Origin of the sequence: Lactococcus sp. LG1267, from assembly GCF_017309545.1 — a bacterium.
GTDB classification, from domain to species: Bacteria; Bacillota; Bacilli; order Lactobacillales; family Streptococcaceae; genus Lactococcus; species Lactococcus petauri.
On record NZ_CP071295.1, the window covers coordinates 1,323,336 to 1,336,164 of the forward strand.

The following is a 12,829-nucleotide window of genomic DNA, read 5'->3' on the forward strand; positions in this document are numbered from 1 at the left end:
AAATGCTATAATATGAAATATAGAAAGCGTTTACAAAGGAGAACGAACATGACAGAAACTTCTTACATTATGGCAATTGACCAAGGTACAACAAGCTCAAGAGCTATTATATTTGATAAACAGGGTAAACACATTGGGAGTTCCCAAAAGGAATTCACCCAGTATTTTCCTAAAGAAGGTTGGGTCGAACATGATGCCAACGAGATTTGGAACTCTGTACAGTCTGTTATCGCAGGAGCTTTTATCGAATCTGGTATCAAACCTGTACAGGTTGCCGGTATCGGTATAACTAACCAACGCGAAACCACCATTATCTGGGACAAAAAGACAGGCAAGCCCATTTACCATGCTATTGTGTGGCAATCTCGTCAATCTGCCGACATTGCCAATGGCCTTAAAGAAGCAGGGCATGATGAACTCTTCCACAAAAAGACAGGACTTATTGTTGATTCCTACTTTTCAGCCACAAAGATTCGTTGGATTCTTGATCACGTAGAAGGTGCACAAGAGCGTGCCGAACGGGGCGAGCTCCTCTTTGGAACCATCGATACATGGCTCTTGTGGAAGTTGACAGATGGCGATGCACACTATACCGACTATTCGAATGCCAGCCGTACTATGCTCTACAATATTCACGAGTTGAAATGGGATGAAGAAATCCTGAAAATTCTTAATATTCCAGCTTCAATGCTTCCAGAAGTTAAGTCCAACTCAGAAGTTTATGGTGTAACTAAAGGTTTCCATTTCTTCGGCTCTGAAGTACCAATCTCTGGTATGGCGGGAGACCAGCAAGCTGCATTATTTGGTCAAATGGCCTTTGAGCCTGGGATGATTAAAAATACCTATGGTACAGGTTCATTTATTGTCATGAACACAGGTGAGAAACCCCATATTTCGAAAAATAACATGCTGACAACGATTGGCTATGGTATTAACGGAAAAGTATATTATGCCTTAGAGGGAAGCATCTTTGTCGCAGGCTCATCTATCCAATGGTTACGTGATGGTTTGAAAATGTTGGAGCGGGCCAGTGATTCCGAAGAAGTGGCACTCCAATCTAGGAGTCAAGATGAAGTTTATGTAGTGCCAGCTTTTGTCGGTCTTGGTGCTCCGTATTGGGACCAAGAAGCGCGTGGTGCGATGTTTGGCTTGACACGTGGAACAACAAAAGAAGATATTGTGAAAGCAACCTTACAAGGGATTGCTTATCAAGTTCGTGATGTAGTCAGCACCATGAAAGAAGATACAGGAATCGATATGTCTGTGCTCAAGGTAGACGGCGGTGCTGCAAACAATGAATACTTGATGCAGTTCCAAGCGGATATCCTGAATATCCCAATCCAACGTGCGGGCGATTTGGAAACAACAGCACTTGGTGCAGCCTTCCTTGCAGGACTAGCTGTTGGTTTCTGGAAAGACTTAGAAGAACTTAAAGAATCCTATGAACCGGGCAAAATTTTCCAAACTCAAATGCAAGAAGAACGCAGAGAAGAACTTTATGCCGGTTGGAAAAAAGCCGTGAATGCGACACGCGCTTTCAAATAATAAGCAATTAGACAGTAACCTAAAAGGAGAATAGAAATGGCTTTTTCTAAAAAAACAAGACAAGAAGCAATCACAAAAGTTCAAAATGAAGAGATGGACCTACTCGTTATCGGAGGGGGAATCACTGGTGCTGGATTGACATTACAAGCAGCGGCTGCTGGCATGAAAGTTGCCGTACTTGAAATGCAGGACTTTTCAGAGGGAACATCTTCACGGTCGACAAAACTCGTGCATGGAGGGATCCGCTACCTCAAAAACTTCGATGTCGAAGTTGTTTCTGATACGGTTTCAGAACGTGCTGTTGTTCAAGGCATTGCGCCCCATATTCCTAAGCCAGATCCGATGTTACTTCCTATCTACGATGATGAAGGCAAGACAACTTTTGATATGTTTTCTGTGAAAATTGCGATGGATTTGTATGACCGTTTGGCCGGTGTGGATGAAGACTCACCATATGCTAACTATACTATCTCACCAGAAGAAGTATTGCGCCGTGAGCCACTCATCAAGAAAAAAGGGTTACAAGGAGCTGGTGTTTATCTTGACTATCGTAACAATGATGCACGCTTGGTAATTGATAATATCAAGAAAGCCGTAGAAGACGGTGCGCAAGCCATTAGCAAGATGAAAGTCATTGATTTTACCTATACCGATGGACAAATCTCTGGTGTTCGTGCGCGTGATTTGTTGACAGACCAAGTCATTGAAGTCAAAGCTAAACTTGTGATTAACACAAGTGGTCCTTGGGTAGACAAGATTCGTTATCTGAACTTCACACGTCCTATCGTGCCAAAAATGCGTCCAACAAAAGGTGTACATCTGGTAGTGGATGCGGCTAAACTACCTGTACCACAACCAACTTATTTTGACACAGGCAAACACGATAAACGTATGGTCTTTGCTATTCCACGTGAAAATAAAACTTATTTTGGTACGACAGATACAGATTATCATGGCGACTTTACTGATCCAAAAGTAACCCAAGAAGATGTGGATTACCTCTTGGATGTCATTAATTTCCGCTACCCTGAAGCAAATATCACGATTAATGACATTGAAGCTTCATGGGCTGGATTGCGCCCATTATTAGGTGGAAATTCTGGTTCAGACTATAACGGTGGGGATAATGGTGCGGTTTCTGAAACCAGCTTTAACGCTGTCGTTGAGGCAGTGCTCCGCTATAAAAATAAAACAGCAACAAAAGCCGAAGTAGAGCATTTATTGAACAATATGGAATCAAGCCTTTCCGAAAAAGGAGATGCACCATCTTCCGTATCTCGTGGAAGTTCCCTCGAACGCGAGAGCGATGGTTTGATTACTCTAGCGGGCGGAAAAATCACGGACTATCGCAAAATGGCAGCGGGTGCGATGGAGCTTATCTGCCAACTGCTTGAGGAGGACTTTGGTTTGAAATATGAACCTATTGACTCTAAAAAATACCAAATCTCTGGTGGTGAATTTGACCCAACTAAGGTTGAAGAAGTTGTTGCTGAAAACATGAAAGTTGGTGTTGCTGCAGGACTTACAGAAGAAGAAGCAAAATACATTGCGGACTTTTATGGCATGAACGCCCTCCAAGTGTTTGCCTATGCTTCTGAAATGGAGCCATATGAAGGTCTATCTCTCGCCGAATCAGCACGTTTACGTTATGCGCTTGAAGATGAAATGATCTTGACGCCCGTGGATTACTTGCTTCGTCGTACCAACCATATTTTATTTATGCGTGAAGGCGTAGATGCTATCAAGGTACATGTTGTTAATGCCATGGCGGAATATCTCGGCTGGTCTGCAGAAGAAAAAGCAGAACAAGAAAAAGCTTTGGAAGAAGCACTTCGTGAATCTGCCTTGTCGGACTTGAAGAAGTAGAAGAGTCCAACGATGATTGAAACAAATAAAATATAGAAAAAAGGAGTCAATATGCACTCAGAAATGGTACAATTACTCGGTGAATTTTTAGGCACATTTATCTTAATCCTTCTTGGTAACGGTGTAGTTTCAGGCGTTGTTCTGAACAAGACGAAAGCAACAGGAGCAGGGTGGGTTGCTATCACACTCGGTTGGGGCTTTGCAGTAATGATGGGGGTTTACATTTCCGGATTTATGTCGCCTGCCCACTTGAATCCAGCAGTAACAATTGCAATGGCAATGATTGGTAGCTTTAGCTGGAGTTTGGTTTTCCCTTATATTATCGCGCAAATGCTCGGGGCAATGGTTGCCAGTATTATCCTCTACCTGATGTTTTACCCTCACTATGCTGAAACTAAAAATCCAGCAGATATCTTAGGTACATTTTCTACAGGTCCAGCCATTCGTCAGACGGGATCGAACTTAATCAGTGAAATTGTTGGAACAGCAGTCTTAACGACAGGTATTCTGGCCTTTGGTCAATATGCCATTACGCAAACTTCTGGTGTTTCACCTCTTTTAGTCGGTGCTATCATCACAGCCATCGGTTTATCACTTGGTGCGACAACCGGTTACTCTTTGAATCCTGCACGTGACTTAGGTCCTCGTATCATGCACGCTATCTTACCTATCAAGGGCAAAGGAGATTCTGACTGGTCTTACGCATGGATTCCTGTCGTAGGTCCAATCATTGGCGGTAGCTTAGGCGCCCTTCTCTTTAACATGGTTATTCAATTTGCAAGTAAATAAATTGAAATATTAGACAAAAGCAGAGTTAGACAAAGATCTAGCTCTTTTTTTTATGAAAAAAATACCAGTAATCCTCCAGCTTATGGGAATAAAAACTAAATAAAGAAAACGCTTTATTTTCTCTTGCTTTTGAAAATTAGAGGTGCTATATTACAAATATAACAAAACTAAAAGAAAAATTTTGGAGGAAACAAAATGTCGAAAAAAATAGTAGCCGTTACGGCCTGTGCTGCTGGAATAGCGCACACCTATATGGCCGCCGAGTCTATCGAAAAAGCGGCTAAAAAAATGGGCTATGAGGTCAAAGTAGAGACAAATGGAGCTATTGGAGCAGAGAATGTCTTAACTCCTGAAGAGATCGAAAACGCAGATCTTGTACTTGTTGCCTCAGACATTAAGATTGATCCGATTCGTTTCACAGGTAAGCCTCTTTATGTTACAAAATCTATCCCGGCAATTGAAGATTCGGAAGCCTTGATAAAAAAAGCATTCGCTGAGGCTGAAGTTTTTGGCAAGAAAGGAAGTAAGGTAGGGAATATTCAGATTGGTAATGATAAAGATAAGGTTACTTTTCTGACCCATGTGATGAGTGGTATTTCTTACATGGTGCCAATGGTCATCGCTGCCGGTCTTCTCCTTACCATTGCCAATCTCTATGCCTTTCAAAGAGACGACCTAGGACGTATTGTCAAGTGGGGTTTTGACAATACGACACAAATGGGCTTCCTCATGGAAAAACTCTTTTATGTTGGGCAGATGGGTTTTAAACTGATGATTCCACTATTTGCTGGTTTTGTGGCAAATTCCATTGCAGACAAACCCGCAATAGCTCCTGCCATGATTGGTGCTTATCTTGTTAATGACCCAGAATTTTTAGGAACTGAAGCAGGTGGAGGTTTTATTGGTGCTATTATTGTGGCTTTCATTGTTGGCTATATGGTCAAAGGATTGAAAAAAATAAAATGGCCTAAAATTGTTATGCCAATCGTGCCAATTATGATTATTCCTTTTATTGCAACAGCAGTTATCAGTTTGATTGTGCTTTATATCATCGGGAATCCAATCTCAGTGGGGATGGATGCTATGTATGATGGGTTAACCAACTTAAATAATAATTTCGCAGGTGCACCAATCATTATCGGAGCCATTTGTGGCGCAATGATTGGGTTTGACTTGGGTGGACCAATCAATAAAACGGCTTTGGTGTTTGGGACAGCAATATTTACCGATACAATGACAAAATACGGTATTGAAGGTGCAAACTTTGTACCTGGTACAGCAACACAAGCAGCGATTTCGGTAGCTCCCTTAGGTGTATGGTTGGCTACGATATTATTTAAAAATAAATTTTCAAAAGATGAAAAAATTGCTGCCAGTGCAGCCTTCGGTATGGGGATTGTCGGTGTCACTGAAGGAGCTATTCCATTTGTGGCAGCACATCCTGTACGAATGATTTTCTCAAACGTTGTAGGATCAGCTGTTGCAGGCGGACTTATCTCAGCTACTGGTTCGAAATTTTATGGCGGTATTGGCTCGCCTCTGGGGACCTTTATTGGTTATATTGAGCAACCGATTCCTTTTGTAACATGGATTTTGTGCGTATGTGCAGGTATTTTGACCACCGCATTATTGATTGGATTTACACGAGGTATTGAATTCAAAAAGCCAGTAAAAGCTAAAGCAAAATAAGAAAGTGAATAAAGATGAACAAAGAAGTTTTTAATCAAGAACATATCCTTTTCGATACAAGCGCACGTACACAGGAAGAAGCCTTTGCAGTTATTGCACAGTTTGCACATTCTCTGGGTTTTGTGGATAATGAAGCCGAATATTTTGAAGGCCTAAAACAGCGAGAAGCAGAAGCAACAACAGGATTTAAAGATCATATCGCCATTCCTCATTGTAAAGATAAAACGAACTTAAAGCCGGGCATGTTTTTCGTTAGATTTGCCAATGAAATTCCTTGGAATGCTTTGGATGGCAAACCCGTGAAAGTTGCTCTGGCACTTACGATTCCTGAGGAAGGTGCGACTGAGCACTTGAAGTTGCTGAGCTTAATCGCTCGAAAATTAATTGATGATCAATTTCGTGAAGATATTTTATCAGAGAAAGACCCGGATAATCTGACTGCCGTTATAGATAAAATTGATTTTTAACTCAAAGGTCAAATCATCTTGATTTGGCCTTTTGGAAAAATGAATAAGGAAGTAAAAATGAAGAAAAAAGTACACGTCATTCATCATACACACTGGGATTTAGAATGGTATTTTACTCATAATGAATCTTTCGTCCAGTTGGCTTATCATTTGGATGAAGTAATGAGCGCTTTGGAGAATAATGAAATTTCTTATTATCTCCTCGATGGGCAAATGAGCATTTTGGATGACTACCTCCAAAGTTTCCCTGAACAAAAAACACGACTCAAAAAGTTGGTTCAAGCTGGAAAACTCTGGATTGGTCCATGGTATACTCAAACAGATGAACTCATCATAAGTGGCGAGTCAATTGTGAGAAATTTGACTCTGGGAATGGAATTAGCAGAAGATTTAGGTGGTTATATGAATATCGGTTACCTGCCAGACTCTTTCGGCCAGAGCAAAGATATGCCTAAGATATATCAAGGTTTAGGAATTGATCGTACAGTCTTTTGGCGAGGATTGCCGCAGGAAAAAACAAGGGACCGCGAATTTTATTGGCAAGCTGAAGATGGTTCAAAAGTTTTAGCCGCAAATATTAAGGATGGTTATTTTGTCGGCATTGGACTTATTTATAGTGACCAAACCCAAGAACTTATGACGCAGATTGAAGACGGTGCTGTGGGGCAACATCTTGTCTTACCTGTAGGAGGAGACCAGCGTTATGTAGATTTTAACCTACGTGAGCGGATTGATTTTTACAACCAGAAACTGAGTGATTATGAGTTAAAAGAAAGCAATTATGAGGAGCTATTCTCCGAACTCGAAAAAGAGGAACTGACCACAATTGAAGGTGAATTTATCTCCAGCTCAGTCTCGAAAATCCATCGCTCGATTTATTCTTCACGTTACGACCATAAGTATTTGAATGATAAGCTGGAAAGACGGATGATTTATCAGGTAGAACCACTCGTTCTTATGGCTGAAAAACTTGGTATTGCTAACAAGCAAGGCTTAATTGACAGAATCTGGAAATTGCTGGCAAAAAATCAAGCCCACGACAGTGCGGGCGGCTGTAATAGCGATAAAACCAATCGCATTATTCGCGAGCGTTTTATCGAAGCAGACCAACTGTCTTATTCCATAGTCGACTACTTGACCAGAAAAATCAGTGAGTCACAGAAAAAAGTTTGTGACCACCAAGTCAGCATTTTTAATACCCTGCCTTGGGAAGTAACTAAAACAGTAAAAATTAATGTCTCTACTGAGTTTAAAGATATCCAACTGAAAAACACGGCAGGGGAAGCGCTAAGTTTTGATGTTCTGGCAAGAAATAAAGAATATTCTGGTGAGATCAGACGCGAAGAAACTGCTCAAGATCCGGATAAATATTATTATATTCATGAACTGGCTGTAGAAGTTACGGTTCCTGCGCTTAGTTTTGTGAATTACTTCGTTGAAGAAAGTCAACGGTCAAGCATGGTCATCAGCGAAGACAAGCAAGATTATATTGAAAATGATTACTACAAGCTGAGCTATGAAAAAGGACAGCTTCATTTATTTGATAAGAAAAAGCAGCAAAGTTATGACAACATCTTATCTTTTGAAGATGGTGGTGATGAAGGTGATACTTACGATTACTCGCCAGCTCATGCAGATTGTGTCTTTGATTTGACACTTACGGGAAGTGAGCGAAAAGCTTTTTGTGGGGAAAATTATCAAGAGCTGATTTTGACTGGTACTTGGGACCTTCCCAAGGATTTGAAAGAACGTGCAGAAGGCATTTGCGAACAAAAACAAGACTACGAATTAAAAATTACCTTAAAAAAAGGGAGCAAGCATCTCGAATGCCATTTGACGATAGATAATCAAGCGCTGGACCATCGTATGCGTGCAGTCATCAATCTTCCTTTTGCTAATCAATATTCTTACACAGATACGCCTTTTGGCACAGTGAAGCGTGAAGCAGAAGATCCGCATTTGAAAGATTGGCAAGAAATCGGCTGGCGTGAAGAACCAACAGCTATTTACCCCATGCTAAAATGGGTTAATGTTCACGATGATAAAAACAGTTGGACGGTTTTTGCCAAAGGAATCAAAGAATATCAATTAATCGGGGAAAATCACCATCAGTTAGCTTTAACCCTCTTTCGAAGTGTCGGATTTTTAGGACGGCCTGATTTGCTCAGAAGGCCAGGTGTAGCTTCTGGTAATGCTTTTAAGTACATCCCAACACCTGATAGCCAATTGTTGGAAAAATTAACATTCAAATTTGCCATAAGTTTAGAACAGGATTATAACCCCGCACGACTTGCTAAAAGTTACCTTGATTATGCTTTATCCTTGCCGTTCTATCAAATTCAGAGTCTAAATCTTTTTACAACGACTTTAAAATATTTTGTGTCAAATACCTTGAAAGAAAAAATTTGCAGTCCCCAGAATATCAGCTTGAAAGCACCTGGCCTTGTCTTTAGTTCACTCCGTAAGAATAAGCTTTACGGCGGTTGGGACTTACGGGTGTATAATCCAAGTACCCAAGCTGTTCAGGGTGAGAATTTTATTCTGTCAGAGCAGGAGCTTCGCTATGAGTTTGTTGACTTGAAAGGAATCGCGCTAACCGAACGACAAAAAAATAGTAAAATTAATCTGGGAGATTTTAGAGCAGGACAGATTAAAACTGTTCATTTCATAGATTGAGGAAAAATCATGAAGGAAGATATTTTCATATTAATTGAATCGCACCGTTTGGAATTAACCTATGTTGAGGAGATTATAGCCAACTATTTTATCAGTAAAAAGGCACCGCTGAATATAGATAAATTAGCACAAACACTAGCCGTATCAAAGGCATCGATTACTCGCTTTTGTAAAAAGATTGGTTTGGATAATTACAAGGAACTCATGTTTTTGTACAACCTTTCCTTGGATAAAAAAGAAAAGCCATCGATTTCATCGGCAGTGACAGCTATTTACCATGCCTTAGCCACACGAAGTGACAATGCTTATTCCGAGGTGGAAGTGGACAAGCTGTGCGCTTTAATAAAAGATCATAACATCATTCATTTTTTTGGAAAGGGCTTTAACAGTTATACAGGAGCTGATTTTTCATTCAAATTTTCACGGTTTGGCAAGTATGTTCGTGTCATTTCAGAGGAAAAGTCAATCTTAATGTCAGCAGAATTTGCCCGTGAGGGTGAAATGATACTCGTGGCATCCTTGAGAGGAATAGACAGCAACCTTCTTGAAGCGATGACCATAACAAAGGAAAAAAATATTCCGATAGCACTGATTACTTCCAATCCTAATTCTGATTTGATTAAACAAGCAGATATTACACTAATATCAGCGGGCTTAACACATGAAGAATCTATCGGGAATATCTCACCACAAATTCCGATTTTAATTCAATTAGACATACTTTACGAACGCTATCTTCATCTCTTTTCTGATTCTGTAAAGAAATGGATCAAATCTGAAGAAATTTTACATAAAAATAAAAAATAAGAAGGTTTAAACATGAAAAAATTTCCTGAAGGATTTTTGTGGGGTTCAGCTTTATCCGGTCCACAAACTGAAGGTTATTCTCTAAAAGAGGGTAAATCTGCTTCTACATGGGATTACTGGTTTAAAGAAAATCCTGAAAGATTTAATGAAAAACAAGGCCCAGAAATAACTTCTAATCTTTACGAAAATTACGCAGAGGATTGCCAACGGATGAAAGCTATCGGGCTTAATTCGATTCGGACCTCTATCCAATGGACACGACTACTTCCTGACGGTAAAACGCTCAACCCTCAGGCGGTTGATTTTTATAGAGATTATTTTACAAAGATGAAAGAAAATGGTGTCAAGCCAATAATTAACCTTTTTCATTTTGATATGCCCATGTGGTTGATGGATAAAGGTGGGTGGGAAATCCGAGAATCTGTTGAGGCTTTTCGTTTTTATGCCCAAACAGCTTTTGAGTGCTTTGGTGATTTAGTTCAGGATTGGACCACTTTCAATGAACCAATGGTTCATGTGGAATGTGGTTATTTACAAGGCTTTCATTATCCTGCAATTGTTGATATCAAAAAAGCTGTTCAAGTGGCTTATCATACCGTAATGGCACATGTAAAAGCTGTTCAAACCTTTAGAGAACTTATGCCGCAAGGATCCATCGGTATTATTCTGAATGTATCTCCGAGCTATGCGCGCAGTCAGTCAGCAGCAGACTTAAAAGCGAAAAAAGCCGCTGATTTAGTCAATATAAAAAGCTTTCTTGATCCTGCGGTGCTTGGAAAACACAACACTGATTTGGTTGAACTTCTCAAAAATAACCAACTCTTACCTGAAACATTGCCAGAAGATGAAAAAGATGTAGCAGCCAATACAGTAGACTTTATCGGTTTAAACTATTACCAACCGAGTCGCGTTCAAGCACCTGAGGATGCAAGCTTCCCCGCCAAAACCTTAGATGATTTTTACCAACCTTATGATTGGCCTGAAAAGAAAATGAATCCTTATCGTGGGTGGGAAATTTACCCGCAAGCCATTTATGATGTAGCGATGATGATGAAAAAGGACTATCATAATCTTCCTTGGTTTGTCAGTGAAAATGGCATGGGGGTAGCTGATGAGGAGCGGTTTATGGATGATTCAGGCATGATCCAAGATGATTATCGCATTGAATTTATGAAGGAGCATCTCAGTTACCTTCATCAAGCCATTGAAGAAGGAAGCAATTGCTTTGGTTACCACACGTGGACTTTTATTGATTGTTGGTCTTGGCTGAATGGTTATCGCAACCGCTATGGTTTTTATCGGGTTGATTTGAAAGAGGATTATAAACGTACCGTGAAAAAGAGCGGACTTTGGTATAAGAAATTAAGTGAGCATAATGGATATGAAGAATAATGGACATAAGCTCGCCGTGTTTGATATTGGCGGCACAGCAGTAAAATATGGTTTATGGGATGGAGAAAAAATCCTGAATAATGCTTCTTTTAAAACACCTGAAAGCTTTGAAAAGCTTACTGCGAAGATGGGCAGTATTATCAAGGACTATCCACAGCTTAAAGGAATAGCGATATCGTCTCCAGGCGCTGTCAATACAGCGAAAAGAAGGATTGAAGGAATCAGCGCCGTACCCTATCTGCACAATCGTCCTATATTTGATGAAATTGAACAATGCTTTGACTTGCCCGTGGCTATCGAAAATGATGCCAATTGTGCAGGGATTTGTGAAATTGATTATGGTGCAGGAAAAGAAGCCCAGAATGCTGTTTTTTTGGTCATAGGTACAGGAGTAGGTGGAGCTATCTTTATTAACCGCAAGCTTTATAAAGGTGCGCATCTTTTTGCTGGCGAATTCGGTTTGATGAAAAACACGAAGCATAAAACTTTTAGCGAAACCGGACCATTGGTTAAAGCTGCGGAAACTTATTCCAAAGAGACAGGGCAGAAAATTTCAGGTAAGGAACTGTATGACTTAATGGATCAAAAAAATCCCCAAGCTACTTTACTTATCGAAAATATGCTGGAGATTATTTCTGATTATTTATATAATATCCAAGTTTCGCTTGATCCAGATACAATTATCATTGGTGGCGGAATGTCAGCGCGGAAAGATTTGCCAGAAATCCTTCAGAAAAAATTAGCAGAACGTCTTCAAAACTATGACATAGCTCATATCCTGCCAAGAATTGAAAGTTGTCATTATATGAACAATGCAAATCTGATTGGGGCAGCTTTAAATTTTTACACTATTTTCCCGAAAGCTCAGAGATGATTTGACAAAAAAACCAGCGCTCTATATACTTAAAAGAAAAGGCTTTATAGAGGTAAAGAATATGGCAAGCACTGATCGTGTAAAACAGATGAAATTTGAAACCGTTTATCCGCTTTACTTGGCAAAAGTAGAGAAAAAAGGACGGACAAAAGAAGAATTAGATGAGATTTTGACTTGGTTAACAGGATACACGAATCCTAGCCAGCTCACGGGTAGCTTGGGGCAATTGATTGAAAATCAGCCTTTTAATGACAATGCGCCTCTTATCACTGGAGTGATTTGCGGTGTTCGTGTAGAAGAAATCGAAGACAACTTTATGAAAAAGCTACGTTATATGGATAAAGTAGTAGATGAACTCGCCAAAGGGAAAAGTCTGGAAAAGATTAAAAGAATAACCTCATAACTCGTGGACATAATGAAGCTTTATGTGTCCAGACTGAGTCCAATTCTTGCATTTACTAAGGGAATTTGTTATTATTAAAGAACAATATTGAATATGAATTCCCAAAGGGGAGTAGCGTCGGTGCAAACCGAAACAAAGTCGTCATTCCGTGAGCATTAATCTCACCGGCTTTGTTGACATGGATATGACATGTTTAGCAAGACCTTTGCCAGATTTGGCAGGGGTCTTTTTAATACGCTACATACAAGCATTGAAAGATGTTCATGCTGGAGGGAAAATCATACTATCTATCGATTACCGTAGCGTCTTATTCGTTTCGAA

At 40.1% G+C, this 12,829-nt stretch carries 10 protein-coding genes and 1 riboswitch; all 10 genes read left to right on the forward strand.

From position 1 onward, the window contains the following. Positions 1-48 precede the first annotated feature (48 nt). The 10 genes from glpK (at position 49) to J0J33_RS06590 (ending at position 12,508) form a co-directional block, all read left to right on the forward strand. On the forward strand, positions 49-1,545 hold the full coding sequence (gene glpK / locus J0J33_RS06545) for a glycerol kinase GlpK (protein WP_019292543.1): 1,497 nt from the start codon (positions 49-51) through the stop codon (positions 1,543-1,545). Positions 1,546-1,581: 36 nt separating this feature from the next. Continuing rightward, positions 1,582-3,411: a type 1 glycerol-3-phosphate oxidase gene (gene glpO, locus J0J33_RS06550; RefSeq protein WP_206888865.1), complete on the forward strand. Its 1,830-nt coding sequence runs from the start codon at positions 1,582-1,584 to the stop codon at positions 3,409-3,411. A 51-nt stretch (positions 3,412-3,462) separates the two neighbouring features. Next, positions 3,463-4,200 carry an MIP/aquaporin family protein gene (locus tag J0J33_RS06555; protein WP_017369576.1) on the forward strand — a complete coding sequence of 246 codons (738 nt, stop codon included), beginning with the start codon at positions 3,463-3,465 and terminating at the stop codon, positions 4,198-4,200. A 195-nt stretch (positions 4,201-4,395) separates the two neighbouring features. Further along, positions 4,396-5,889 (forward strand): PTS fructose transporter subunit IIC, encoded by a 1,494-nt coding sequence (locus tag J0J33_RS06560; RefSeq protein ID WP_019293549.1) that lies wholly within the window; start codon positions 4,396-4,398, stop codon positions 5,887-5,889. Positions 5,890-5,903: 14 nt separating this feature from the next. Beyond that, entirely contained in the window at positions 5,904-6,356 is a 453-nt protein-coding gene (locus J0J33_RS06565; RefSeq protein WP_206888869.1) for a PTS sugar transporter subunit IIA, read from the forward strand. Between the two features lie 57 nt (positions 6,357-6,413). Continuing rightward, complete coding sequence (locus tag J0J33_RS06570; protein WP_206888877.1) at positions 6,414-9,032, forward strand: glycoside hydrolase family 38 C-terminal domain-containing protein; 2,619 nt, start codon at positions 6,414-6,416, stop codon at positions 9,030-9,032. Positions 9,033-9,041: 9 nt separating this feature from the next. Then, on the forward strand, positions 9,042-9,839 hold the full coding sequence (locus J0J33_RS06575; protein WP_206888879.1) for a MurR/RpiR family transcriptional regulator: 798 nt from the start codon (positions 9,042-9,044) through the stop codon (positions 9,837-9,839). A 12-nt stretch (positions 9,840-9,851) separates the two neighbouring features. Beyond that, complete coding sequence (locus J0J33_RS06580) at positions 9,852-11,231, forward strand: glycoside hydrolase family 1 protein (protein ID WP_206888882.1); 1,380 nt, start codon at positions 9,852-9,854, stop codon at positions 11,229-11,231. Further along, positions 11,215-12,105: an ROK family protein gene (locus tag J0J33_RS06585; protein ID WP_019293544.1), complete on the forward strand. Its 891-nt coding sequence runs from the start codon at positions 11,215-11,217 to the stop codon at positions 12,103-12,105. Before J0J33_RS06580 ends, J0J33_RS06585 begins: the two co-directional genes overlap by 17 nt. A 61-nt stretch (positions 12,106-12,166) precedes the next feature. Then, a complete protein-coding gene (locus J0J33_RS06590) occupies positions 12,167-12,508 on the forward strand; it encodes a DUF2200 domain-containing protein (RefSeq protein WP_019292551.1) in 342 nt (113 codons plus the stop codon). Between the two features lie 94 nt (positions 12,509-12,602). Next, positions 12,603-12,702, forward strand: a riboswitch (yybP-ykoY riboswitch). Positions 12,703-12,829: the final 127 nt, after the last annotated feature.